This is a genomic window from Glutamicibacter sp. X7 (genome assembly GCF_054889245.1).
Genome location: NZ_CM142678.1, coordinates 3,201,774 through 3,226,695, shown reverse-complemented (window position 1 = coordinate 3,226,695; position 24,922 = coordinate 3,201,774). Strand labels below are relative to the sequence as shown.

At 63.9% G+C, this 24,922-nt stretch carries 26 protein-coding genes; 17 read left to right on the top strand and 9 right to left on the bottom strand.

Going from position 1 to position 24,922, the window contains the following annotated elements; translation table 11 throughout:
* Nucleotides 1-22 precede the first annotated feature (22 nt).
* Entirely contained in the window at nt 23-445 is a 423-nt protein-coding gene (locus tag ACYU0X_RS15365; protein WP_309409668.1) for an acyl-CoA thioesterase, read from the bottom strand.
* 140 nt (nt 446-585) lie between these two features.
* Between ACYU0X_RS15365 and glsA the strand changes: the two genes are divergently transcribed.
* Nucleotides 586-1,602 (top strand): glutaminase A, encoded by a 1,017-nt coding sequence (glsA, locus tag ACYU0X_RS15360; RefSeq protein ID WP_309409666.1) that lies wholly within the window; start codon nt 586-588, stop codon nt 1,600-1,602.
* A 22-nt stretch (nt 1,603-1,624) separates the two neighbouring features.
* Here glsA and ACYU0X_RS15355 read toward each other — a convergent pair whose 3' ends face one another.
* Genes ACYU0X_RS15355 through ACYU0X_RS15345 form a run of 3 tightly spaced genes read right to left on the bottom strand, consistent with a single transcriptional unit; the run spans nt 1,625 to nt 4,883 of the window.
* Nucleotides 1,625-2,764 carry a DmpA family aminopeptidase gene (locus ACYU0X_RS15355; protein WP_461901597.1) on the bottom strand — a complete coding sequence of 380 codons (1,140 nt, stop codon included), beginning with the start codon at nt 2,762-2,764 and terminating at the stop codon, nt 1,625-1,627.
* Nucleotides 2,761-3,390 (bottom strand): TetR/AcrR family transcriptional regulator, encoded by a 630-nt coding sequence (locus ACYU0X_RS15350; RefSeq protein WP_461901596.1) that lies wholly within the window; start codon nt 3,388-3,390, stop codon nt 2,761-2,763. The genes ACYU0X_RS15355 and ACYU0X_RS15350 overlap by 4 nt, the downstream gene beginning before the upstream one ends.
* On the bottom strand, nt 3,390-4,883 hold the full coding sequence (locus tag ACYU0X_RS15345) for an APC family permease (protein WP_309409660.1): 1,494 nt from the start codon (nt 4,881-4,883) through the stop codon (nt 3,390-3,392). Before ACYU0X_RS15345 ends, ACYU0X_RS15350 begins: the two co-directional genes overlap by 1 nt.
* 346 nt (nt 4,884-5,229) lie before the next feature.
* Here ACYU0X_RS15345 and ACYU0X_RS15340 point away from each other — a divergent pair, with 346 nt between their 5' ends.
* From ACYU0X_RS15340 to ACYU0X_RS15325, 4 genes are read left to right on the top strand one after another with little or no spacing between them, the layout of a single operon-like run.
* A complete protein-coding gene (locus ACYU0X_RS15340) occupies nt 5,230-5,832 on the top strand; it encodes a SipW-dependent-type signal peptide-containing protein (RefSeq protein ID WP_461901595.1) in 603 nt (200 codons plus the stop codon).
* Nucleotides 5,833-5,872: 40 nt separating this feature from the next.
* On the top strand, nt 5,873-6,448 hold the full coding sequence (locus ACYU0X_RS15335) for a hypothetical protein (protein WP_461901594.1): 576 nt from the start codon (nt 5,873-5,875) through the stop codon (nt 6,446-6,448).
* Nucleotides 6,445-6,981 carry a signal peptidase I gene (locus tag ACYU0X_RS15330; RefSeq protein ID WP_461901593.1) on the top strand — a complete coding sequence of 179 codons (537 nt, stop codon included), beginning with the start codon at nt 6,445-6,447 and terminating at the stop codon, nt 6,979-6,981. Before ACYU0X_RS15335 ends, ACYU0X_RS15330 begins: the two co-directional genes overlap by 4 nt.
* Nucleotides 6,978-7,496, top strand: coding sequence for a hypothetical protein (locus ACYU0X_RS15325; protein WP_461901592.1), 519 nt, complete (start codon nt 6,978-6,980; stop codon nt 7,494-7,496). The genes ACYU0X_RS15330 and ACYU0X_RS15325 overlap by 4 nt, the downstream gene beginning before the upstream one ends.
* Here ACYU0X_RS15325 and ACYU0X_RS15320 read toward each other — a convergent pair.
* From ACYU0X_RS15320 to ACYU0X_RS15310, 3 genes are all read right to left on the bottom strand, one after another.
* On the bottom strand, nt 7,493-8,587 hold the full coding sequence (locus ACYU0X_RS15320) for a LacI family DNA-binding transcriptional regulator (RefSeq protein ID WP_461901591.1): 1,095 nt from the start codon (nt 8,585-8,587) through the stop codon (nt 7,493-7,495). The genes ACYU0X_RS15325 and ACYU0X_RS15320 overlap by 4 nt on opposite strands.
* 34 nt (nt 8,588-8,621) lie before the next feature.
* The gene (locus ACYU0X_RS15315; protein WP_461901590.1) at nt 8,622-9,509 is read right to left on the bottom strand and encodes a PfkB family carbohydrate kinase; all 888 of its coding nucleotides are present in this window, start codon (nt 9,507-9,509) and stop codon (nt 8,622-8,624) included.
* Between the two features lie 71 nt (nt 9,510-9,580).
* Entirely contained in the window at nt 9,581-10,582 is a 1,002-nt protein-coding gene (locus ACYU0X_RS15310; RefSeq protein WP_461901589.1) for an SIS domain-containing protein, read from the bottom strand.
* A gap of 311 nt (nt 10,583-10,893) precedes the next feature.
* Between ACYU0X_RS15310 and ACYU0X_RS15305 the strand changes: the two genes are divergently transcribed.
* The 8 genes from ACYU0X_RS15305 (at nt 10,894) to ACYU0X_RS15270 (ending at nt 19,626) form a co-directional block, all read left to right on the top strand.
* Nucleotides 10,894-12,213 (top strand): ABC transporter substrate-binding protein, encoded by a 1,320-nt coding sequence (locus ACYU0X_RS15305; RefSeq protein ID WP_461901588.1) that lies wholly within the window; start codon nt 10,894-10,896, stop codon nt 12,211-12,213.
* Nucleotides 12,214-12,221: 8 nt separating this feature from the next.
* A complete protein-coding gene (locus ACYU0X_RS15300) occupies nt 12,222-13,190 on the top strand; it encodes a carbohydrate ABC transporter permease (protein ID WP_461901587.1) in 969 nt (322 codons plus the stop codon).
* Nucleotides 13,184-14,020 (top strand): carbohydrate ABC transporter permease, encoded by an 837-nt coding sequence (locus ACYU0X_RS15295; RefSeq protein ID WP_309409647.1) that lies wholly within the window; start codon nt 13,184-13,186, stop codon nt 14,018-14,020. Before ACYU0X_RS15300 ends, ACYU0X_RS15295 begins: the two co-directional genes overlap by 7 nt.
* Nucleotides 14,017-14,877 carry a sugar phosphate isomerase/epimerase family protein gene (locus ACYU0X_RS15290; protein ID WP_461901586.1) on the top strand — a complete coding sequence of 287 codons (861 nt, stop codon included), beginning with the start codon at nt 14,017-14,019 and terminating at the stop codon, nt 14,875-14,877. The genes ACYU0X_RS15295 and ACYU0X_RS15290 overlap by 4 nt, the downstream gene beginning before the upstream one ends.
* Nucleotides 14,878-15,110: 233 nt before the next feature.
* Nucleotides 15,111-16,133, top strand: coding sequence for an agmatine deiminase family protein (locus tag ACYU0X_RS15285; RefSeq protein ID WP_461901585.1), 1,023 nt, complete (start codon nt 15,111-15,113; stop codon nt 16,131-16,133).
* Complete coding sequence (locus ACYU0X_RS15280; RefSeq protein ID WP_461901584.1) at nt 16,130-17,656, top strand: APC family permease; 1,527 nt, start codon at nt 16,130-16,132, stop codon at nt 17,654-17,656. Before ACYU0X_RS15285 ends, ACYU0X_RS15280 begins: the two co-directional genes overlap by 4 nt.
* Before the next feature lie 115 nt (nt 17,657-17,771).
* Entirely contained in the window at nt 17,772-18,506 is a 735-nt protein-coding gene (locus tag ACYU0X_RS15275) for a TSUP family transporter (protein ID WP_461901583.1), read from the top strand.
* A 37-nt stretch (nt 18,507-18,543) separates the two neighbouring features.
* Nucleotides 18,544-19,626 (top strand): hypothetical protein, encoded by a 1,083-nt coding sequence (locus ACYU0X_RS15270; protein ID WP_461901582.1) that lies wholly within the window; start codon nt 18,544-18,546, stop codon nt 19,624-19,626.
* Here the strand turns inward: ACYU0X_RS15270 and ACYU0X_RS15265 are convergent.
* Nucleotides 19,623-19,904, bottom strand: coding sequence for a helix-turn-helix domain-containing protein (locus ACYU0X_RS15265; protein WP_309409637.1), 282 nt, complete (start codon nt 19,902-19,904; stop codon nt 19,623-19,625). The two genes, ACYU0X_RS15270 and ACYU0X_RS15265, sit on opposite strands and share 4 nt — an antisense overlap.
* Nucleotides 19,905-20,106: 202 nt before the next feature.
* Here ACYU0X_RS15265 and ACYU0X_RS15260 point away from each other — a divergent pair, with 202 nt between their 5' ends.
* A complete protein-coding gene (locus ACYU0X_RS15260) occupies nt 20,107-20,805 on the top strand; it encodes an HAD family hydrolase (protein WP_461901581.1) in 699 nt (232 codons plus the stop codon).
* A gap of 66 nt (nt 20,806-20,871) precedes the next feature.
* Complete coding sequence (gene rlmN / locus ACYU0X_RS15255; RefSeq protein WP_418907608.1) at nt 20,872-22,170, top strand: dual-specificity RNA methyltransferase RlmN; 1,299 nt, start codon at nt 20,872-20,874, stop codon at nt 22,168-22,170.
* A gap of 606 nt (nt 22,171-22,776) precedes the next feature.
* On the opposite strand, the gene ACYU0X_RS15250 is transcribed toward rlmN, so the two are convergent.
* Nucleotides 22,777-23,112, bottom strand: a complete 336-nt coding sequence (locus tag ACYU0X_RS15250; protein ID WP_461901580.1) for a hypothetical protein — start codon at nt 23,110-23,112, stop codon at nt 22,777-22,779.
* Nucleotides 23,113-23,260: 148 nt separating this feature from the next.
* Between ACYU0X_RS15250 and ACYU0X_RS15245 the strand changes: the two genes are divergently transcribed.
* Entirely contained in the window at nt 23,261-23,437 is a 177-nt protein-coding gene (locus ACYU0X_RS15245; protein ID WP_461901579.1) for a hypothetical protein, read from the top strand.
* Between the two features lie 212 nt (nt 23,438-23,649).
* On the top strand, nt 23,650-24,888 hold the full coding sequence (locus ACYU0X_RS15240) for a pyridoxal phosphate-dependent aminotransferase (protein ID WP_461901578.1): 1,239 nt from the start codon (nt 23,650-23,652) through the stop codon (nt 24,886-24,888).
* The last annotated feature ends 34 nt before the right edge of the window (nt 24,889-24,922 follow it).

The following is a 24,922-nucleotide window of genomic DNA, read 5'->3' as shown; positions in this document are numbered from 1 at the left end:
GACTAGGGAAAATGAGGTGGATTTAGACCAGAGCCTTGGTGATTTCCAGCGGAATACGATCGCGGGTGTAGGTGATGTGGTCGTAGCCGTGAGGCTCGGGTTTGCCGTCGCCACCGATATTGACGAACACGATCTTGTCGATGGTCAGGATCGACTGCTGGGTGAAGATATTGCGCACCTCGGCGCGGAGCGTGATGGACGTGCGTCCGAAGTCGGTTGCGGTCAACCCCATCTCGATCAGGTCGCCTTCCTTCGCGGAAGCGACGAAGTTGATCTCCGACATGTACTTGGTGACCACGTGCTTATTGCCCAGCTGAATGATCGAGTAGATAGCCGCTTCTTCATCGATCCAGCGCAGCAGGCTACCGCCGAAGAGCGAGCCGTTCGCGTTGAGATCTTCCGGGCGGACCCATTTACGTGTGTGAAAAGTGATTCCCTTAGCCATGCTCTCATCGTAGATTGAGCACGCGGCGGGGCGCTGTTAGCTCGATGACACTGTCGTCGGAAACACATGCGTCCCGGCCAGAGTACAGTTTTGCTAGTGTCGGACGCAGGATCAGCGCAGTAAGGGAAAGCAGGTGGCCGATGATTCCTACAGACTTTGAGGATGTTGCCCAGCAGGTCGCCACCGGGCGGTTGGCTCGGCAAAGTATTCAAGGCCTGCTCCAGGAAGCCCACGACAGGTATCGGGAGAACCGCGAGGGACTTCAGGCGCACTACATTCCGGCCCTAGGTCACGCCGATCCGGAACACTTTGCGCTCTCCATGGCGCACGTGGGTGGTTCGGTCTTCGAGGTAGGGGACTGCGGTCATGAGTTTTCGCTCCAGTCCATCTCTAAAATGTTCGTCTTTGCTTTGGCCGTACAGCACCTGGGCCGCGATGAGGTGCGCGAACGCATCGGTGTGAATAACACCGGGTTGCCCTTTAACTCGGTGATGGCCATTGAGCTGAACGAGGGGCGGCCGATGAACGCCATGGTCAACGCCGGGGCGATTGCCACCACCGAGCTGGTGCCGGGGGAGGGTCCGGAGGATAAGTGGGTGGCCATCCACCGCGGGCTTTCCGACTTCGCCGGCCGCGAGCTGCAACTCGACGCCGAGGTGTACGCCTCGGAATCTGCGGCCAATGAACGCAATAAGGCGTTGGGGCGGCTACTCAAAAGCTACGGACGTATCCTCGGGGACCCGGAGGCCGCCGTCGACGTCTACACCCGCCAATGCTCGCTGCGGATCACCACCCGCGACCTTGCGGTGATGGGGGCGACGCTGGCCGACGGTGGGGTCAACCCGGTCACCGGGGTGCGGGTCCTGGATGCCGACACCTGCCGTGACACGCTGGCCGCGGTGGCCGCCAGTGGACTGTATGAGCGCTCCGGGGATTGGATGTTTGAGATCGGGATTCCGGCCAAGTCCGGAGTCTCCGGCGGCATCGTGGCCGTCGCCCCGGGCAAGGGCGCGTTGGGGGCCTTCTCCCCGCGCTTGGATTCGGCCGGAAACTCGGTGCGCGGACAGCTGGCCGTCGGTCATCTTTCGCGCACGTTGGGGCTGAATCTTTTCGCCTCGGCCCCCGAACGGTGGTCGGTGCCGGCCGCGCGGGACTAGGCCCGCACGGCACCGCTACCGCTTAGGACGTGGCGAAGGCCGCCCGAATTTCCGCATGGGGTAGCGCATAGCTGGTGTGCTGTTTGCGTCCGACCATATCTTCGGCCGCCACCAGCGCGTTGAGCACGGCTTCTTCGGTGGCCTCGACGACCGCCGTGTAGAAGTCATCCATGCTGGACCAGGTCAGATGCTCAAGTTGCTCGCGCACAATGCCCTGCGCCATTCGCGAGTTCAGCCGGCCCTGGTTGGCCGTGGAGAAAGCGAGGAAGATGTCGCCGGAGAAATGGCTGCCGGTGGTGCCGGTGCGTGCGAGCCCCAGCGGCACGCGGCGGGCCAGCGCCCGGCACTGATCCGGTAGCATCGGTGCGTTCGTGGCGACCACGACGATCACGCTGCCGCCGCCGGGGACTGCATGGGCCGGGCCGTTGACGTCTTCGGAAAGCCAGCCGGTGGTTTCCAGGGGGTTTGGCGCCTGCGAGTCCTTGCCGAGGTTATGCCCGGCCACGCGCAGTTCGGCGCGCTGCCCGAAGTTTGCCTGCAGTAACACCCCGACGGTCCACTGCGCATCCGCGGCACGGACCACACGGGAGGCGGTGCCGGTGCCGCCCTTAAAGCCGTAGCAGTTCATCCCGGTGCCGCCGCCGACATTGCCTTCTTGCAACGGTCCGTTCACGGCGGCGTCGAAGGCATGCATGGCATGTTGCGGGGTCAGTGCGTCGGCATTAATGGAGTTCAGGTAGCCGTCCCAGGTTTCGCCGACCACCGGCAGCATCCATTGGGCCGCGGTGGACGGGTGGTTGCGGGCCATCCAGCGATCGATGCCCTGATGGACGGGACCGACGGCATGCGAATTGGTGATCGCCACCGGCATCTGGAATTGGCCGGCCTCGTCGATCCAGGAGCGCCCGGTGAGTTCACCGTTGCCGTTGAGTATCGCGACCCCGGCGGCACAGGCGGAGCCGGGGTCGGACTTGCCGCGCGGCAGGATGGCGGTGACCCCTGTGCGGACCACCTCCTCGCCGTCCTCGATCAGGGTGGTGTAGCCGACCTCGAGGCCCGGCACGTCGGTGATGGCGTTCCACGTTCCGGGTTCGCCGTCGAAGGGGATGCCCAGGTCGCGGGCGCGAGGGCGAGGGGTGGTGGGGGAGTGGCTCGCGATCATTGGGGTTCCTCGTCGGTGTCGCTGGGGGTTTCGTCGTTGGTGCTTAGATCGCAGTCGAGGGCGATCTGCGCGTACTGTATGAGGTTGGCCAGATAACGCTCACGTTGCCAGTTATCCGGGTCGAGCAGGTAGAGCCCGTAGCCGTCTTCCAGGGCCACAAGATTTGTCGCGATCCCCTCGATGTCGCCGCGCGGACGGAAGGCGCCAAGGGCCACGCCGACCTCGATGACCACTTGGTAGAGACCGACCTGCCGTTCGGCCAGCAGGGTCATGCTGGCCCGGTATTCGGGTTTATCGCGCAGCACGGCAGCCACCTCGTAGATCACGCGCAGGTCATCGCTGATCAATTCCGGAATGCCGGAGGTGATCATGCGCCGCAACCGCTCGCGCGGATCGGCAATCCCGTCGATGAGTTGGCGGCGACGTGTGCTGAATTCGTCGAGCACGTTCTTCACCGCCTCAATGACTAGCTTGTCGAAGGATTCGAAGTGGTAGAGCACGCTGCCGGTACTGATTCCGGCCTGCTCGGCCACCGCCCGAATATTCGCCCCGGCAATCCCGTGGGCGCCGATCACATGGGTGGCGGCGGAGAGCAAATCGCGTTTGCGCTGCTGACTTTTGGACATCAAACTTCCTCTTCCTCTAGTTGCCGCTCGGGGGCCGGGACAACTTTCATGCGTTGGGTCAGCGCCGCGTAGCGTTGCGGTGTGCGGCGTTTCATCACCAGTCCGACGATGACGCCGGTCAGGAAAATCACCGGCACCACACCGATCAGAAGCCAGTTGATCGGGCCTTCGAACCCGGAGACCAGGTCGAAGTTCAGCACGATCACGGTGAAGGCCGATAAGAGTCCGACGGCACCGAGGACCGGCGCAATAACTACTCTCCACATACCGTAGCCGCGCCGGTTGCTGCGGAAGAAGCCGATGACCGCCAGCGCGGCGATGCCCTGGGAGAAGACCAGCCCGGCCACGCCCACCGCGTAAGTCCACAGCGCCAGGCCGACGAAGGGGTCGGCGTCGCAGGCGGCGGCGATAACCAGCGCAACGGCCGAGAGCGCGGTGAAGGACAGCGAGGCGATGTGCGGGGAGGACATCGTGCGGTGGGTGCGCGCGAAGATCTGCGGTAGCAGGCGTTCGCGGCCCAGCGAGAACAGGTAACGCGAGCAGGCATTGTGGAAGGCCAGTACCGCGGCGAAGAAACTGGTTATGATCAGGATTTCCAGCACCACCCCGGCCCAGGCGCCCAATGCGTTGCTGCCGGCGATGAACATCATTTGTTCGAAGTCGGCGGAGTTCGCCAGCTCGATGATTCCGGCGGGACCGAAAGCCACGGCCAGCGCCCAGAAGGTGAAGGCGTAGAACACCGCGAGGAAGACGATGGCGATATAGGTGGCCCTAGGTACGGTGCGTTGCGGGCGTTGGGCCTCTTCGGCGTAGATCACGGTGCCCTCAAAGCCGAGGAACGCGCCGAAACCGAAGACGAACAGAGCGCTCGCTCCCGAGGCGAAGAGCACGTTCTGCGGGTCGAAGGTCGCTTGCGTGGCCTCGGGAATGGCGGAACCGTTTTGGATGATGATCGCAATGCAGATTACTAACAGGATCACGATTTCGGCCGTAAGGAGCACGGCGAGCACCTTGGCGCCGACGTCAATGCGCCGGTAGCCCAGCACGCCGACCAGCACGATGGACAGCACCGCCCACACGCCCCAGTGCAAGTCGATGCCGAGTAGTTGCGAGAAGGTTAGTTGCGCGTAGAAGCCAAGCAGGGCGTAGAAGCAGATGCACAGAAAGGCATAGGCGACGACGGTGAGGAAGGCGACGCCGATGCCTACCGGCTTGCCGAGGCCCGCGGCCGCATAGGCGTAGAAGGCACCGGTATTGCGTACATAGCGGGACATGGCGGTGAAGCCGACGGCGAAGAAAAGCAGGGCGACGCCGCTGGCGAGCATGGCGCCGGGGGCACCGATGCCGCCGACGAGGAAGGCTAGCGGCGCCGAACTGACCGCGACGGTCAGCGGGGCCGCTGCGGAGACAACGAAGAACACGATGTCCAAGGTTCCGAGTCTTCCTTGGGCCAGGGCGGCACGTGGCGGAGCTTGCTGAGAAGTGAGTTGCATGGTGGAGCCTCCCTGAGGCGGGTTGGCGAGAAATTGATCGGCCGTACGAATACTTTGTGCTCTAGATCACCTTAAAGTCAACGGTTTCTCGAAAATTTCTGAACAGCTGTTCAACTTTCTGGACTGGTTTGAGGATGGTTTGTGACCGCTACTGCGTGGTGCGTCGTCACGTTGCGAAATAGTCGTAAAGCGGCATATGCGGCCGTCGGTCACTACCACTGACTTTGTCATCCTCAAGGAGTATGGTGTATCGCGCGGGCGCTGGTTACGCTGTGCGTATCATCAAATGACGGCGCGTTGATTTCTGCCCGTACATTTCTCATTGTCCGCGAAAGGCAAGACATCAATGGGTAGCACTCGTTCACAGCGAAGCAAGAAGGTCCGCGCGATTATGGCAGGCGGTGTGGTGCTGGGTCTCGGCGTTGCCGCCACTCTGGCCGCATGGAACAGCTCGGACTTCGCCGCTGGCACCTTCGGCACCGGCAATATGGTGCTCGAGGGCAGCACCAACGCCACCGACTTCGCCAACCACCCCGAATCCTCCCCGGCCACGCTGAGCTTCGGCATCGAGTCGCTGAACCTGGCGCCCGGTGAATCGGTGACCGCTCCCTACGCGGTGCGGCTCTCGAGCGATACCACGGTGGATGCAACCGTGGTGCTGAACACCGAGGTGAGCTCCCCGAACGCCGGTTTGAGCTACACCATCACTCAGTCCAGCACCCCCGACTGCGCCAACGGTACGCAGACCGGCTGGGTCGGCACCCGTGCGCTGGCCACCGCCGACGGCGTACAGACCAGCCCGCTGTCGTTGAGCCAGGGCGCCGATACCGCCGCCGGTGCCCCGGTCAACCTGTGCTTCACCGTCAGCGCCGGCGCGCAGGCGGACCTGACGCCGGGTCAGACCACGAGCGTGGTGTGGGAATTTGCCGCAACACAGGCTGACAACTAGCACGAAGGCCACGCGCCGGGCCCGTCTGACGGGTCGGCGCGTGGCCGCCGTACTAGCCGGAGGACTGGTGCTCGGGGTCGGGGCGGCAACGACCCTGGCCGCGTGGACCTCCTCGCAGTATGCCCAGAGCTCGGTGGGCACCAGTATTTTTGCGCTGGAAAGCACGGTGGATGCCACCGGTTCCACCGGCTGGGCCGATTACCCGCAGGGTGCGGCCGCGCAGCTGAATCTCGACGCCGCGGCGTTGAGCCCCGGCGCGCGGAAAACTGCCAGCTTTCTGGTGCGTACCACCTCGGCCAGTACCGTCGGCGGCGCGTTGGTGCCGAAGCTGGCGTTGGTGCCCACCTCGAAAACCGGTTCGCTGCCCAGCTATCTGCAGTACTCTCTGGAGTCGGTGAGCATCGGCACCTCCTGCGCCTCGCGCACCATTGCCTCCGGCGCCTGGCGGGCCATGGACGCCGACCCGGTGATCACCGGAAATCAGCAGGTGCAGGCGGCGCGCGGCAACCTCGTGAAGTACTGCCTCGATCTGCGCATGGTGGCCGACAACGTCCCCTCCAGCGTGCAGGGGGCCACGGTGGGGCTCACCCTCACGGTGACCGGGAGCAGCGAATGAGTTCAGCTTCCTCCGGCAGGCGGTGGAGTTGGGCTAGGGTCCCCGGGGCGCTCGGGGACATCTTGCTGTGGTTGCTCGCGGGGCTCGGACTGATCTGCATCGTGCTGGTGATTATCGCCAAAACCCAGTCGCTCTCGCTGATCATGTTTTCCACCGGTTCGATGTCCCCGACGATTCCGGCCGGCTCGGTGGCCTTGGTGCAACAGGTACCCGCCGCGGAGGTGTCGGTGGGAGATGTGGTGACCGTGGAACGTCCCGGAAAGCTGCCGATCACCCACCGAATCGTCGAGAAGGAGCCGGGCACGGGGACAATGGTTGAGCTGACCCTGCGCGGGGATGCCAACGAGCAGAACGACCCCGAACCCTACCGGGTGAGCGAGGTGCGGATTGTGCGCGGGAGCGTGCCGGAGCTGGCCCACGTGGTGGTGTTCTTCCAGCGCCCGGCGGTGCTCGGAGTGCTCAGTGTGCTGGCCGCGGGGCTGGTGACCTGGGCTTTTTGGCCGCGCCCGCAGGGTCGAAGGGCACGACGATGAGGTATCGTGCCGCGCTGGCCGCGGTCGCCTGCCTGGCCTTGGCGGCGCTTGGCGTGGTCGGTCCGACGCAGGCGACCTGGCAGCACAGTCAGGTGGCCGATGCCGGCACCGTGGGTGCTGTGCAGTTGCCCGGACCGGCGAGTACGACCTGCACGAACATCCCGAACCTATTGGGCGCACGGGCGCAACTGAGCTGGCCGGCGGCCACGGTGCCGCCGGGTGTCAGCTCCATCCGGTACCGGGTGACCTCGCAATTCGAGGGATACAGTGCGGTGCGCCAGGATTTCACCACCAATACGCAGATGACCTTCACGACGACCCTGCTTGAGGGGCTGCTGAGCCTCTCCATTGGGCGTATCGACCGGCTGAACGTCACCGTCGAGACGTTCTATAAGTACCCGTCGAGCGAATGGGTATCGGTGACCTCTGCCCACCGCGTACTGTTGCGCAACGGTGGGTTGTTAGGCGTTGCCGCCTCGGTGACCTGCGAGGTCGAGGGAACAAGAGCCGGCTAGTTGGTCTGGTGGCTGCGCGCTTGTACCGAATCGCGGCGAATCAGCCCGGTGTCTAGGGTGATGCGCTCGGCCGCATGGGTGGGGCTGTCGATACGTTCGAAGAGCTTATCGGCCGCCCGGGCGCCGAGTTCATGCATGGGTTGGGCGATCATGCTCAGTGGTGGGTCCATCACCTCGGCCCAGGGGTTGTCGTCGAAGCCGATGAGCGACATATCTTCCGGCACACGCAGTCGAGCCTGCCGGATGGCGCGCAGGGCGCCGACGATGGCATCGGATTCGGTGCAGAATAGGGCGGTGGGTGGTTGCGCGAGTTCGAGCATCCGGGTGACCTCGGCCTTGGCATGTTCGGCGGTCTTTTCGCCCACCATCACCAGGTCGAGATCGCAGGGTAGGCCCGCATCGTCCAGGGCATCCAAATAGCCTTCGAGACGCTCGCCCTCGGTGAAGAGATTATTGGCCGAGGCATCGACGAGCTCGCGGCGCACCGTCGGACGGTGGGCGCTCGGTGGGCCCCAGACGAAGCCGACGCGTTGGTGGCCGGCGGCGATCAGCTCGCTGACCGCCAGGCGTGCCGCGGCGCGATTATCGATGACCACCTCATTCAGTCCCAGTTCGGGAATCGCGCGGTCCACCAGGACCACCGGGATGCCCTGCGCGGCGGCGGCGCTGATATGTCCGGCCCCGGCGGCGGTACGCGCCGAGGTGGAGATGATGATGCCATCCACCCGCTTATTGATCAGCGTATTCATCGCCGACACTTCCTCGGCCAAGTCTTCGTGAGAGCTGATGACCAGGGTGTCGACCCCGCGGGCGCGTGCGGTATCGGAAATGCCGCGCATGACCCCGGCGAAGAAGGGGTTGCCAATATCGGCGATGATCACCCCGATGGTGTGGGTGACGCCGGTGGACATGCTGCGGGCCAGGGCGTTGGTTCGGTAGCCGAGGCGTTCGGCGGCGGCCAGCACTTTATCCTGCATGGCCGGGCTGACATAACCGTAGCCGCCGAGGGTGCGCGCGGCCGTGGCGCGGCCAACTCCGGCCTCGCGGGCCACATCGGAAATCGTTGGGGCACCGGTTCGCGGTTGCGGCATTAGGGGGCTACTCCCGTGCTCGTGGGTCTTACCCTCATCTTACTGGCAGCGTTTCATCGCGCCAGCTGCGCGGATGGGCGAAGGCCGCCTCCACGGTGCACTGCCCCTTCGCCGCCTCGGCCGCCCGCTCAAGGCCGCGCCGCAGCGCTTCGAGGGTCGGACGTTGCCGCCGCGACCAGCCATCGGCCAACAGCGAGGTGGCGAAGCCGGCCAGCGCGGCGTCCCCGCACCCCATGGTGTCGCGTAGCTGTGTGGGGTCTTGGTGCAGGTGTGCCGGGTGCGTGAGGATCTGGCTGCCGTCGAAAAGCCGGGAGCCGGCGGTCCCGCAGGTGCCCAGAACCAGCGGTGCACCGGCCGCGTGGATGTTGCGCAACAGTTCATCGGCTTGCTCGGGTGGCAGCTCGCCGCAGGAGACCAGGGCGAGGTCCACGAGCGGTGCCACTCGGGTCAGATACTCGGCGCTGCGGTATTCGGGTTCGCTGGAGAAGTCGAAGCTGACCAGGGTGTTGGTCTCGCGCAGCGCCGCGAGCTGGGATTCGAGCCCGGAATAGACGCTGGAATGCGCCAGATCGAAGCCGGAAATATAGGCTAGGAGTTCCGCGTCGAGTTCCAGTGGATCGGAGACCGTGACCCCGCCGCCGTTCCAGCCTAGGAAGACGCGTTCGGAATCGACCACGTGGAGCCGAGAGATCCCGGTGGCCCCGTGCTTGACCTGGCTGCGCGAGGTGTCCACCCCTTCGGCCTCGAGGCAACCGCGCAGAAAGCCGGCGAGCTCGTCGTCTCCGAAGACTCCGAGGTAGGCCGATTCGGCGCCGTGACGCCGGGCGAACACCGCCACATTAACGGCGTTGCCGCCGGGGTAGTCGACCTGACGGTCGATGAAGCGGTCGATAATGTTATCGCCCAGGCCGAGCACGCGCATCGGGGGATCTCCTTCGCAGTAAGAGGTGTGTGCTCGCGGCCCCGCCGGGGAGCGGGGCCGCGCGGGTGTGTTTAGTACTCCATCACCCGGTAGTAGCGGCGCAGGTCCAGCGAGTGTTCGCGCACGCGCTCGAGGTGCTTGCTGACTCGGCCCATCACGGTGTCGAGCACGATGGGGGCGATCAACGCCCGGCTCTCGGCGCTGAACCCGGCGAGCTCGTAGTTGCGGGTATCGAAGACGCTGACGTTCGAGGTGATGCGCTTGGCGAAGTCCTCTGCGCGGTCGGTCAGAGGCCGGGTGTCGTCTTCACCCTGGAAGATGATGACCGAGGTGTCTTCCTCGAGCAGCTCGAGTGAGCCGTGGAAGAACTCGGCGCTGTGCACGCGGGTGGTCTTCAGCCACTGCATTTCTTCGAGGATGCACATCGAGTACAGGTAGGTGAAGCCCCAGAGAGGGCCACCGCCGATCAGGAAGTGATAGTCGGTGTCCTTGTTCTTCTCGGCAAAGTCGATGGCCTGCGCTTCGGCCTGTTGCGCGGCAGCAACCAGGGCGTCCGGCAACTGGCGGAGCTCATCGGCCAGTACCGGGTAGTGTGCGAAATCGCCGCGGCGGTGCAGGATGTTGCCCACCAGTAACAACATCTGCATGTCGAAGGGCCAGGTTTTCGGTTCGGAGGTGAAGGCCTTGTCGACCTTTTCGGCGATGGGGCTGTCGGCGTGACCGGTGAAGGAGACGGTCTGTGCGCCGCGCGCTGCGACATAGTCAATGGCGCGCACCACGTCGTCGGTGGTGCCGGAGACCGAGGTGAACACGGCCAGGGTGCGTTCGCTGATCAGTGCGTTACCGGTTTCTACCAGCTCGGCGGCGATTAGGGCCTGCACCGGCAGCGTGGAGGTGCGGCGGGCTAGGAACTCATAGGGCCACATTTGGGCATAGGTGCCGCCCGAGCCGATGAGCAATACGTTGTCGATGCCGGTGCTCAGGAGCGTATCGAGATGTGCTTCGATCTCCGGGCGGAGGGCTACGGCACTGGCAATTTGGGTGCGGAATTCGGATTCGTTGAAGCCGAGCATATGCGGTGATCCTTTCACAGATCCTCGTGAGATGGTGACCTATCTGGTACCGGTATCAGGTGCGAATAATGCTTGCATGCCCAAAGTGGTCGCGTCAAGGGTGGGGTGCCGTAGATTTTCCCGCTTAACCACCCGTTATTCATTGTGTTTATAGGGGAAATTTTCGAGGGGATAGTGGCGCTAGGGCTGGCGCGAGGAAAAATTCAACAAAACTCTGGTACCGGTATCAGAAAGTGTGTATATTCGCATCCAAGTTATTCATTGCTCCGAGCGGCAGGCGCCGGCACTCGGGCGAGAAGAGGAGCATTTTCATGAAGTTTCCCCGCACACAGATGGCCGCGCTGGTCGCGGCATCGGCCCTGGCCTTGAGCGCATGTTCGGGCGGTAGCCCCGCGGCGGCACCCGCGGCGGACCTCACCGCCGAACCGGACTACAACGGAAGCATTAGCGTCTTGACCAAATTCGCCGGTGAGCCGCTCGAGGCTTACTTCGAAGATGTGGCCGCCGCCTACCAGAAGGAGCACCCCGGTGTCAGCATCGAGCTGATTCAGGAAACCGACCAGTCCATCAAGGACAAGATTCGCACGCTCACCGCCTCACAGGCGCTGCCCGATGTGTACTTCACCTGGGCCGGAAACTGGCAGGAGAACTACGTCAACGGTGGGCTGGCCGCCGACCTAAGCGAAGTCATCGCCCCGGAGACCGAATGGGGTAGTAGCTTCGGTGAGGCCTCGCTGGATGCATTCGCCGTGGATGGGAAATACTACGGAATCCCGCTGTACAACAACGGCAAGTTCATGGGCTACAACAAGGCCGCCTTCGAAAAGGCCGGAGTCGACGTCCCCACGAACTTCGACGAACTCATCTCCAGCTGCGAGCCGCTGCGCAAGGCCGGGTACGAGCCGATCGCCTTCGGCAACAAGGACGGCTGGCCCGGGCTGCACTACCTAGGCCAGCTCTTCGCCTACAACGTCCCCGCCGAGGTGCTGCACGCCGACTTTGACCCGCAGACCGCCTCTTGGCAGGACCCGGGCTATGCCACCGCGCTCGAACAGTACAAGCAGTTGGTCGATTCCTGCACCGACACCGGTGCCGGGTCCAACGGCGTGCTGTACACCACCGCACAGGAAGCCTTCTCCGGCGAACGTGCCGCGATGTACTACCAAGAGGTGCTCGAATTCGACTCCGTGGCCGGAGAGAAGAAGCTCGACCCGGAGAAGTTCGGCATCTTCGCGCTACCCGCTCCGGCCGATGCCGCCGGAGACCCCGCGGCCATTGAGGGTTCCCCCGAGGGCTATATGATCAACGCCCGCTCGCCGCAGGCCGCCCTGGCGGCGGACTTCATGAAGTTCGCGACGAATACGCAGAACGCGCAGACCCTCTCCGCCACGCCATATGGCCAGCCGAGTGCCGTGAAGGGCGCGGTGACCGAAGAGACCTCCTCGAAGGCCGTCTTTGAGGGAATCGAGAAGGTCAACGAGGCCTCACAACTGGTGATTTGGCTGGATACCGTCACCGTGCCGGAGGTGGCCGACGCCTGGTTGGCCGGTGGAGAGGCGCTGACCAGTGGCAGTAGCACCCCGGCCGAGGTTATCGATTCGGTCCGCGCGGCCAGCGAATCGGCTAAGTAGGTGCCGTGATGACCCTGACGCATAGCGCTCCGCCGCGGCGCCACCCCAGCGGTGCGCCGGCGCGGCGGAGCGGGCGGCCCAGCCCGGCCCTTTTCAGTCGCCGGCTGAGCCCACGCGGCCTGCTCTGGTTGGCCCCGGCGGTGCTGATTCTGCTCTCCTTCGTCTATTGGCCGTTGGTGCAGAACTTCGCCTTCTCGATGACCGAGTGGGATGTGTATACCGGCACGCAGGAATTTGTGGGGCTGGAGAACTTCAGTCGGCTGGCCACCGATCCGGTATTCCACCGCTCGCTGCTGAACAACCTGCTCTACGCCGGACTTTCACTGATCTTCCAAGTGGCCGGGGCGCTGTTGTTGGCGGTGGTCATCGAGTCTCGACGTAGCGAACGCCTGCGCCGGGCGTTACGGGCGATCTACTTCGTCCCCTCGGCCATCTCGCTGACCGTCGCGGGCCTGCTGTTCTACTTCATCTATGAGCCGAAGCTCGGCATGCTCAACCACTTGCTCGAGGCGGTCAACCTCGGCGCCTTGGCCCAGCCGTGGCTGGGCCAGGAATCGACCGCGATGCTCGGGATCATCATGATGAGCCAGTGGCAGGGTTTTGGCTACAGCACGCTGCTCTTCGCGGTAGCCATCCAGCGTATTCCGCGCGAGCTCTACGAGGCCGCCGAAATTGACGGGATCGGTCCGGTGCGTCAGTTCTTCACCATCACTGTGCCACTGGTGCGCGAGATGTCCGGACTCATGGTGATCGTGACGATCTCCGGGGCCTTTCAGGTCTTCAACGAGGTGATGGTGATGACCAGCGGTGGGCCGAATAACTCCACTCAGGTTCTGGGCACGTGGCTCTATCACAACGGTTTCTCGCGCAATGACTTCGGCTATGCCGCGGCCATTGCGACGGTGATCTTCGTGGTGACGATTTCGATCGGCCTGGTTCAGATGTGGTACACCAAGCGCAGGAGAGTGCAATGGTAAGCAAGGGCTATTTCTTCGCGGTGATCGGTCGGGTCTTCGCCTGGACCTTCCTGCTGGGTCTGGCAGTGATCGTGATCTACCCGCTGCTCTGGATGCTGCTCAACGGTTTCAAAACCAATAGCGAGCTGTTCGCCAACCCCTTCGCCCTGCCACAGCAGTTCAGCTGGCAGAACTACGTCAACGCCTGGAACCGCGGGGTCAGCAACTACGTGACCACCAGCGTGCTGGTGACCGTTACCTCGACGATCGCCACGGTGTTCATCTCCGCCTGGGCCGCCTATGGGCTGAGCCGGGTGAAAATCCCGTTCTCGAAGTTCTGGACCGGATTCATTCTCGGCGGGCTCATGCTCGCCCCCACCGTGGCACTGGTGCCGTTGGTGAAGCTGATGCAGGCGCTGGGGCTGTACAACACCTTCTGGGCGTTGCTGATTCTCTACACGGCTTTCCGCATCCCGTTCACCACCTTCTTGATTCGCGCCTACATGATCGATCTGCCCTTCGAGATCGACGAGGCGGCGGAGATGGACGGGGCCAGCCGCTGGAAGACCTTCTGGCACATCATCCTGCCGATGTGCACCCCGATTCTGGTCTCCACGGTTCTGTTGCATGTGCTGTTCGCATGGAACGAGTACATTTTCGCGATGGTCTTCACCAACGGCACCGGCGTCGAACCACTACCGGTGGGGCTGACCAGCCTGATGAGCAAGCATGGCACCGACTATCCGGTGGTCTTCGCCGGAATGGCCATCGCGGCGATCCCGGTACTGGTGCTGTTCTTCGCCAGCCAGCGCTACTTCGTCAAGGGTCTGAGCGAGGGAGTCGGCAAATGACCGGTGCGCTGCCGGTGATCGCCGGAAGCAACTTCGGCTATCAGCGGTACCCGCTGCGGCATTGCTTTGCGCAGATGGCCGCCGCGGGGCGCACCGACTTTGAGTTGTGGGGGATTGTCGGGCATGCGCACCTTCCCTGGCTCAGCGATGCGCAGGCTCGGGCGCTATGCGCCCAAGCCGCCGACTACGGGTTGCGCATTCGATGCCTGACTCCGGAGCAGGTCAGCTATCCGGTCAACATCGCCTCCCCGGACCGTGACCTTCGGCGGCACAGCCTGCGCGGATTTCGCCGGGCCGCGCAGCTTGCGGCCGAGCTTGGTGCCGAGTTGTTGTTTCTGACCGCCGGCTGCGGCTCAGCCCTCGAGGAGCCCGAACGGGGCTTTGCGCGCAGTGCCGAGGCGCTCGCCGAGATCTGCGGTTACGCCCACGAGCTGGGGTTGCGTTGTGTGCTCGAACCCTTGCAACCCAGCGAATCGAACCTCGTGACCACCGCCGGGCAGACCGCCGCGATGCTCGAGGCGGTGCGTGCGCCGAATTTGGGGGTCACGCTGGATACCGTGGCCATGGCGGTGGCTGGCGAAAGTGTGGAGGACTATTGGCGAAGCGTCGGGGACCGATTGTGGCATGTGCACCTGATCGATGGCAGACCCGCCGGGCATTTGGCCTGGGGTGATGGGTGGCTCGATCTGCGCGGGATCCTGCGCGATTTGGTGGCCGGTGGATACGCCGGGCTGCTGACCGTGGAGCTTTTCGGCGAGGGAAAATATCATGCGGATCCCGGAGCCGCGCATCGGCGTTCGGCGCGGGCTATTGAGCAGGTTTTGGGAGAGCTGAGCGGTCACCTAGGGCGTAATTGATACGGCTGTTGGTGGTTTGAAGGCCTCGAAGCGAAGGCGGAAGTTCCACGGTGAACTAATAATGAACTTAATTCTTTTAAGTGCTTGTGCTCACGTTCCATGGGCCGTATCGTAGAAAACGAATCATATTCGTTATTTAGGTCATGACCACCCGTGCCGGCGATCACCGTGCAGTGTGGCGACCTACTGGCCCCGGGGCGGCGCTAGGCCGCCACCGATGAGGAACAGCATCCATGAGCACCTACTTCATGCCTGCAGAAACCGCTGCCCACGAGCGGATCTACATGGCCTTCCCGTCGAGCGGTTACACGCTGGGAGATACCGAGGAACAGGCCGAAGCCGCCCGCACCACTTGGGCTAATGTCGCCCGTGCCGTGGCCCGCTTTACTCCGGTCACCATGGTCGTCGACCCGGCCGCCGAGGCCGAGGCACGCCGCCACCTGGGCGACGCGGTGGACTACGAATTCCGCGAGCTCAACGACGCCTGGATGCGCGACATCGGGCCGACCTTCGTGCGCGGCGCCTCAGGGGAGCTGGCCGCGGTGAACTGGAACTTCAACGGCTGGGGCGCTCAGGAGTGGGCCAGCTGGGACAAGGACAGCAAGATCGCCAACGAGGTGGCGGCGCTGAGCAACGTCCCCGTGTTGCCCTCCAGCATCACCAACGAGGGCGGTGGCATCCACGTCGACGGCGAGGGCACCATTCTGGCAACGCGCAGCGTGCAGCTGGATCCGGGGCGCAACCCGCAGGCCACCGAGGAACAGATCGAGGCCGAGTTCGCCCGCCTGCTGGGCACCGAGAAGGTCATCTGGCTCAACCGTGGACTAACGCGCGATAACGAGGAGTTCGGCACCCGCGGGCACGTGGATATCGTCGCCTGCTTCCCGGCCCCCGGCGTCGTGCTCTATCACGATCAGCAGGATGACACCCATCCGGACTTCGCGATCTCCGCCGAGGTGCGCTCGATTCTGGAGAACGCCACCGACGCCCGCGGGCGAGCTCTGAAGCTCGTGCCGGTCCCGGCCCCGACGGTGCTTAAGGACGAGGAAGGCTGGGTGGATTACTCCTACATCAACCACCTGGTCACCAACGACGGGGTGATCGCCTGCGCCTTCAACGACCCGAACGACGAGGTCGCCGCCGGCATCCTCGCCGAGGTGTACCCGGGACGCGAGGTCGTCTCGGTGGACGCAACCGAACTGTACGCCCGCGGTGGCGGAATCCACTGCATCACCCAACAGGTACCAACCCGATGAATTCAACGACCAACACCAGCAAGCTGAGCACCGAGCCGGTCACCAAGACCGGCAAGGGGCTGACCGCCGGGCAGATCGGCCTGTTCACCGCCATCGTCATCGGCGTCTCGACCATCGCCCCGAGCTACGTGGTGGCCAGCACCCTGGGTCCCACCGCCGAAGCCGTGGGCACCCACCTGCCAGCGATCTTCATCGTCGGCTTCATCCCCATGTTCCTGGTGGCCCTGGGCTACCGCGAGCTGAACCGGGCGATGCCCGATAATGGCACGACCTTCACCTGGGTGTGGCGGGCCTTTGGTCCGCGCGCCGGCTGGATGGGCGGTTGGGGCATGCTCGCCGCCAATATCATCGTGCTCTCCAACCTGGCCGGTGTGGCCGTGGACTTCTTCTACCTGTTCCTCGGGCAGGCCTTCGGGCGCCCCGAGCTGGCCGACCTGGCCACGAACCCCTGGATCAACGTCGCCACCTGCCTGGTCTTCATGCTCGGCGCCACCTGGATTTCGGTGCGCGGGCTGCACGCCGCCTCGATCGTGCAGTACCTGCTGGTGGGACTGCAGGTGCTGGTGCTGCTCTGGTTCACCTTCGCCGCCTTCGCCAAGGCCGGACCGGCCGTCGAGTTCTCCGCCGAATGGTTCAACCCGATGGGCATCGACTCCTTCTCCGCGATGGCGGTGGGCCTGAGCCTGTCGATCTTCGCCTTCTGGGGCTGGGACGTCTGCCTGACCATGAACGAGGAAACCAAGAACGGCGAGCGCACCGCCGGTGTGGCCGCGGGCTTCACCGCGGTGGCCGTGCTGGCCATCTACCTGCTGACCTCCGTGGCCGCCACCGTATTCGCCGGTGTGGGCACCGAGGGGCTGGGGCTGGCCAACCCGGAAACCATCGGCAACGTCTTCGCCTCGCTGGCCGGACCGGTGATGGGCCCGGCGGCGATCCTGCTCTCGCTGGCCACCCTGGCCTCCTGCGCCGCCTCGCTGCAGTCCACCATGATTTCCCCGGCACGCTCGATGCTCTCGATGGGACACCACGGGGCACTGCCGCCGGCCTTCACCCGGATCCACCCGAAGTTCGGCACCCCGGCGTTCTCGACCATCGTCGCCGCGGTGATCTCCACCGCCTTCTACGCGCTGATGCGTTTCGTTTCCACGAACGTGCTCAACGATACGATCCTTGCCCTGGGCATGATGATCTGCTTCTACTACGGCGTGACCGCCTTTGCCTGCGTCTGGTACTTCCGCCGCACCCTGCGCGCCTCGCTGCGCAACCTGATCACCCGCGGCATTGCCCCGCTGCTCGGCGGCATCGCCTTGCTGGCCGTGTTCGTACAGACCGTGATCGACTCGCTCGACCCGGACTACGGCTCGGGCACGCACGTGGCCGGCATGGGGCTGGTGTTCGTGGTCGGAGTGGGCATCCTGATCCTGGGTGCGGTGTTCCTCATTGGCGCTCGCAACCGTCGTCCGCGTTTCTACGACATCCGTCCGGAAACCCGCTATGTGCGACAGGACCTCGAACAAGGCTAGCCGCCAATAGCTAGTCCGCACGCCCCGTCCGCCCCGCCCGTCTTTGCGACGCCGGGACGGGCGGGGCGTTGCGCTAGGTTAGAGATAGGCATGCGGTACGGGAGGTGGACGACGGGTGGGAATCGGTGCGCTCTTGGCGATGGCCGGGTCGGCCTTCCTCGGCAGTTCCCTCCAACGCATCTCCGGCATGGGTTTCGCCCTGGTGGCTTCGCCCTTTCTCGTTCTCGTGCTGGGGCCCTACGAGGGAATTATGCTGGTGAATTTCCTCGGCGCCTGTTCGGCGGCGCTGATCTTCCTGCAGGTCTTCCGGCAGGTGGAGTACCGCAAGGTCGGGCTGCTGCTACTTCCGGCGGTGGTGATGACCGTTCCCGGCGCATGGGTGGCCGGCCATCTGGGCTCGGGTTGGCTCAACGTGATGATTGCGGCGCTGGTGCTGCTGGCCCTGTCGCTCAGCTTTGCGATCCGCAACCTGCCCATTGCCCAAAGCCGAGCGCTGGCGGTGGGCGCCGGGGCACTGTCCGGGTTCATGTCGGTGACCGCCGGCGTCTCCGGCCCGGCCATCGCCGGCTATGCGGTAGCCACCCGCTGGCCACAGGCCAAATTCGCGATCTCCGTGCAGCTCTACTTTCTGGTGTTGGCCACCGCCTCGCTACTGGCCAAGGGTGGGATGCCGCGGCTCAGCGGACCGGCCTGGACCGCCTGCCTCATCGCCATGGTGTTGGGCATCACCGTTGGGAATCTGCTGGCGGCGAAGATCAATCCCGCCTTCAGCCGCGCGGTGGTCATCCTCATTGCCCTGGCCGGCGCGCTGAGCCTCCTATTCTCTGGAATTACGCAACTCGCCGCATAATGGTGCAGACGGATCAACAGGCGAAAAGGGCGGGGTAGTGCGCAGTCAGGTCAGCAAACTCGATATCGAGCGTCACGCATTGTGGGCCGGCGCCGCCGGGAGTGTGCTTGGTTTGATCGTGGCGCTGATTGTCTTTGCGGGGCGACGCCCACCGCTGGCCGGTGGGCTATCGGTCGGTTCGGTCTCCGCGCTGACCGCGGGCGCCGCCGTGGTCGCGGCCAGCGTCTGGGGATTTCGACAGTTGCTCGTGGTCCGCGAACCCTGGTTGGCCGATATTCCGCCCTGGCGCAAGGCACTGACCATGACCGGTCTGGTACTCGTGCACAGCGGTGGCATCGTGATGGCCCTATCCACCCTGTTCTACCTGGCGCAGCAGGCCTTTTTCGGGCTGGACGTCGACGCCCTGGCCGGTTCGCTTTTCGTGGCCGCCGCCACCGGCATCGGTTGCTATATCGCCTTGGGATCCACCGCGCGCACCGACGCGGCGAGCCTCGCCGGGGTGCTCGGGGTATTCATGGTCGCCGGGGTGAGCATCAGCATGCTCCTGGCCGAGGAACTGGGCTGGTGGCGGGTGATGTTCTCCGCGCTGGGCACGTCGCGCGCCGGGGCCGGCTCCTTCTGGACCTTTAACACCACGCTGGTGGTCTCCGGGCTGGTGCTAGCCTCGCTCACCGAATTCCTCACCCGCGACCTGGCCAGGCTCGGCGCGATCTATCGGCAGCGGGTGCTGGCCCGTCCTCGGCGCTGGGGGAAGGTCTTTCGGCCACGCCCCTGGTTCGTCCGCTGGTGCCTGCTGCTGGTCGCGGCCGCCGTCGTGTTCATTGGTTTGGTCCCGGTGGCTCCGGCCGAATCACTGCATTCGGCCTTCGTGCGCATTGCGGCGGCGGGCATGATGGTGCTCTTCGCTGGCAGCCTGCTGCTGTTTCCCGGTTTCCCGGCAGCCTTCCACCTGTTTTCGGTGGCCTCGCTCATCGCGGTGGTGCTGGCAAATCTGCTGTGGACCCGCTGGCACTATTACAACCTGACCGGCTTTGAACTGGTCGCGGTGGCCATATGTTTCGGATGGTTAAGCGTCTTTATCCGCACCACCGCCGCGATGGTCGAGGGAATTGAAAGCTAGCGAACGCCCGATCCGGCCAGCTGCTTTGTTTCCGGATACTGGTTAGAAACCATTCGGAAAATGCGCTGGCCTAGGCGCAAGCCGCCCTGCGGATGCCGTTCTAGCGCACCCCATTCGACAAGCTCGGCGACGAGCCGATGCGCGGAACTAATGGGTAAATCGGCATGTGCCGCAATGTCCGCCACCTTGATGGGGGCGGGCGACTGTTCAAACGCCGCAAGGATTTCGAGAACTCGGTTGGTAACCGAGCGGCCGGGCTGAGAGGTTCCACCTGACATGTATAACTCCGGTCAGTGAAGCGCGCCGAAGCGCGAACGGGCGATGATGACGGTCCCCAATTTCCCCGCCCGTCAGTCTAATAGGCGAAGCTGACCAGTAGTAGGATCCAAAGCTGGGAATTTCATCAATAAAAATGTGCCGCCCGCCACATCGTTGTTTCGGAGCGCTCTTGGCGTAGGGTATCTGCACGGAAAGGCAAGGATGAGTCAGATAATTAGCAACAGCGTGCGCGGGGTACTTTTCGACTGCGATGGGGTACTCGTGGACTCCGAACCGATCACCAATGCGGTGCTGCGGACGATGCTGCACGAACTGGGGTGGGCGATCTCCGCACAGGAGTGCATTGAGCTATTTATCGGCCGGGCGTTATGGGATCAGCGGGAGCTGATCTTCGAGCACAGTTCCGTGTGGATCACCGAGGACTGGTTGGCCGAGTTCCGCACCCGCCGCGATGCCCAACTGCGCGCTCAGCTGCAAGCCATCGATGGGGCCGCGGCGGCCGTGCGCGCAGCGGCGGACCGGTTCGATTCGCGGATCGCCTGCGCCACCGGGGCGGACCTGGGCAAGGCCACCATGCAATTGGAGATGACCGGGCTGCTGCCGCTCTTCGCCGGGCAACTCTACAGCGGCATGGATCAACCCCGTAGTAAACCCGCTCCGGACGTCTATCTGGCAGCTGCCGCCGGGATCGGCATCGATCCGACCACGGCGCTGGTTATCGAGGACACCGTTTCGGGGGTGCGGGCCGGAGTTGCGGCCGGGGCCACGGTGCTCGGATTCTGCCCCGGCGGTCCAGTCCATTCCTCGCCCGAAACCCTGCGTGCCGCCGGAGCCCAACACACCTTCAGCCATATGGACCAGCTTGCGGAGCTGCTTGGTTGCCTCACGCCCCAGCAATAGCCCACCGGCGCGAAGGTGCCCAACTTCACCGTTGCTCTTAGACGCAGACATGAAACAATGGAAGAGATGACTTCGAGCAACTCCACCACACTGTCCGCGGCCGAACGCAAGGCCCTGCGCCAGGAGCAGGCCGCCGCCCAGCGCGCCCAGCAACTGCGTATTTCTCAATCGCGGGCCAAGGCCGAAGGGCGCGCCCAGGTGATCCCCACGGCCGAGGGGTGGAAGCAGCAGATGGGCGCCGACGGCCGCCCCGAACTGCAGTTCTCCACCAAGCGTCGGGTCTCGCAGCCGCCGGTGCACCTAGCAGACCTGACCCTGGCCGAGCGCCAGGAGAAGCTCAAGGAGCTCGGGCTTCCGGCGTTCCGCGCCAAGCAGCTCTCCGTGCACTACTTCCAGCACTACACCACCGACCCCGAGGCCATGAGCGATCTTCCCAAGGCCGGTCGCGAGGAGCTGGTCTCGGCGATGTTCCCGAAGCTGCTGACCGAGGTGAAGCGGCTGACCACCGACGACGGTAAAACCATCAAGTTCCTCTGGCGGCTCTTCGACGGGTCGCTCGTCGAATCGGTGCTTATGCGTTACCCGAACCGCATCACCCTGTGCATCTCCTCGCAGTGCGGTTGCGGCATGAACTGCCCGTTCTGCGCCACCGGCCAGGCCGGGCTGACCCGCAACATGTCCACCGCGGAAATCCTGGACCAGATCGTGCAGGCCAACCGGGTGATCGCCGAAGGCGGGCTGGGCGGACAGAAGCACCCCGAGGAACGCGTAGGCAATATCGTGTTCATGGGCATGGGCGAGCCGCTAGCCAACTACAAGCGCGTGATGAACGCCGTGCACCGCATGGTTGCCGAAGCCCCCGAGGGGCTGGCGATGAGCGCCCGCGGCATCACCGTCTCCACCGTGGGGCTGGTTCCGGCCATCCGCAAACTGGCCGAGGAAAACGTTCCGGTGACGTTCGCGCTGTCGCTGCATGCCCCGGATGATGAGCTACGTGACGAGCTCATCCCGGTGAACTCGCGCTGGAAGGTCGACGAGGCACTGGATGCCGCCTATGACTACTACGTGAAAACCGGGCGCCGCGTCTCCATCGAGTACGCGCTGATCAAGGACATGAACGATCACGCCTGGCGCGCCGAACTGTTGGCCAAGAAGCTCAACGCTCGCGGCCGTGGCTGGGTACACGTGAACCCGATTCCGTTGAACCCGGTACCCGGCTCCGTGTGGACCCGCTCCGAGGAAGAGATCACCCGGGACTTCGTGCGTCGGCTCGACGAGCTAGGGGTCCCGACGACCCTGCGCGACACCCGCGGCAAGGAAATCGACGGAGCCTGCGGCCAGCTGGCCGCTGACGGCGATTCGTAACCCGCAACTGTTTCTGCTTCAGGCGGCCACTTCCGGTAAGGGAAGTGGCCGCCTGAAGTTTATCCACCCATGTCATCTAGCTCGAGTACACAGGATTGTGGATAACTTGTTAATTACTTTACATAGATCACATACGCGCAGCGTGCCTTGGCCTAAATTAGCCGCGTAAACTCGCGGATTCTGCCGGTTATCAACGAGTTGTCGCTTATCCACAGATGATGTGGAGTATTTGTTGATAGCCCTCCGGAAGCTGTGTACGGCATGTTGAAACATTCGTCTTTCGCCGCGCCCTGCTGGTAGAAGTGACGGTAGTGACACGGGGTGCCGGGAAATCGGCTGAGAGTACACCCGTTGAAGATGGCCGACCTTGCCTCGATGCGCGGTACGCGGCGAACGGAAATGTTTCCCGGAACTGATCCGGATGCGGGTAGCGCGTAAGCCCACCACCTGGGCGTTTCTCCCATGTCCAGCAGGCACACGATCACACCTTTGAGAACCCGAGTCCCGGTAGGTGATCGTCGCATCTGGAGGCGGGTGTTCCGCTCTTGGACGATTGCGCGGGAAAGAGACTGTGCTGGTGACGGCAGGGGTTATTTCAGCGTCTTGCTAGTGATTTCGGCGCTCGGTATCCGGTGTGCCCTTTGCTGAGAGCCGACGGCCGTCGAGCCCGCGGCGGCGCGCGCCTGCGAGCGAGGCCACCGCGAAGAGCGCGAGTAAGTCGAGCACTAGAAGCATGAGTACCGTGCCATGCGCGGCCACCCACAACTGGTTGGCGTTCGGGAGCATCTGAGTTGTCTCCATTCCCGAGGCCGATTCCATTCGATTGATAGCGGCGCTGTCAGCGGCCTGCCATAGGGTGAAGAACCAGAATGCGGTGATATTCAGTCCGACGAGGACAAGTCCACCGACGATTCCAATGACGTTCATTGTTTTTGGCGCCATCTCATGCTCCTAATCGCAACTGTTTCCGATGAATACCCAGTGCCCGCGGTTGCGAATCTTCGAGTTCAATCCCAAGTATTGCTTGTTTGGTGCATATAATCGAACGATGTCAAGGTGGAAGCAATAAGGCGAATCACAGAACTACTCGATGTCTGCGCTGCTCGAGTATGACCAATGCTTTGCGCGGGCCGTTGAATTTACCGGGAGCCCGTCGTTTATGCCGAGCATGTTCTACGTCGACGGACGCCGCATGGGCGAAGGACGTGCCATGAAGCGCGCCTTGGACTATCTAATACTTGCGGAGCAAGGATTGCGCAGCTGGTGATGTTCACGTAACAGGACGTGAGTAGTGACTGGGCGTTGGATGAGCTGGTGCCGCCATTAGCTCCGTTGGTCGATTTCACCGGGCCTCAAGGGCGCTATGCGCCCATCCTGCGGCTCATCGAGTTGCAGCGTCGTGGCAGATTTCGTACGGGGTACCAGGGCAGTACGCTACGTTCGCATCTTGCTCAGGGGCATGAGCGGTAAGCTCGGCATATGCCAGAGAGTGGGAAACAATCGCAGCACACCGTCAGTCGCCTTAAGGTCTCCGCCCGCGGTGCGGTGGCACCCTTCGAGGTTATGGACATAGTCGATCGAGTCTCCACACTACGGGCTCAGGGTGTTGATGTTATTTCGCTGTGCGTGGGGGAACCCGGCGGGGGAGCACCCGCAGCCGTGAACGCGGCCGCGGCCAAGCTCCACGCCGAGGGCGCCGACTTTGGGTATACGCCCACTCGCGGTCTACCCGAGACCCGGGCAGCTCTGGCCGAACACTACGCACGGCAGTATTCGGTGCAACTGCCTGCGGAGAATATCGTGATGACCACCGGCTCCTCCGGAGCCTTCCAGTTGGCCTTTCTCGCCGCCTTTGATCCGGGCGATGTGGTCGCGTTGGCACGTCCTGGCTACCCTGCCTACGCAAACATTCTTAGCGCGCTCGGATTACAGGTAGTGGACCTCGCCACCGGGGAGGAACAGCGCTTCCAACCCACCGTCGCTTCACTCGAAGCGGCGCTCGCCGAACACGGTAGGCTCGACGGTTTGGTGATCGCCTCTCCGGCGAACCCCACCGGCACGATGCTCTCCGGTGCCGAGCTGGCCGAGCTGGCCCACTGGTGCCAACGGCATGGGGTGCGCCTGATCAGCGACGAGATCTATCACGGGATCGAGTTCGATCCGCAGCGTCCGGCCCACACCGCCTGGGAATACTCGCGTGAGAGTCTCGTGGTTTCGTCCTTCTCCAAGTTCTGGGGAATGACCGGTTGGCGGTTGGGCTGGATGCTGGTGCCAGATGACCTGATATGTGCCGTGGATGCCTTGGCCTCGAACCTGGCCCTGTGCGCACCGGCCCCGGCGCAGCGGGCGGTGCTTCACGCCTTTAGTTCGTCCTCGTTGGCCGAAGCTCGTGAACGAGTGACCGAGTTCGCGGCAACCCGGGAGCTGGTGATGCAGAATCTTCAGCGGCTCGGTTTCGACTCGGCCGCTCCGGCGGATGGTGCGTTCTACCTCTATGGCCGATTGGCTCCGCGGGTAGTCGAACGCTTCGCTAGTGCGTCGGCGTACTGTCGGGCCGTGCTGGATGAGGCACGGGTGGCGCTCACCCCCGGCAACGACTTCGACCCCGCGACCGGAGATCGTTATGTGCGGCTGTCCTTCGCCGTCGGGCCAATGGCCATCGCGCAAGCCATCGAACGGATCGACGCATTCCTCACGCGCCACGGGCTCGCCGGCTAGCGGCGGCCGTATCCACAGTTCGTTCCGCGGCTTG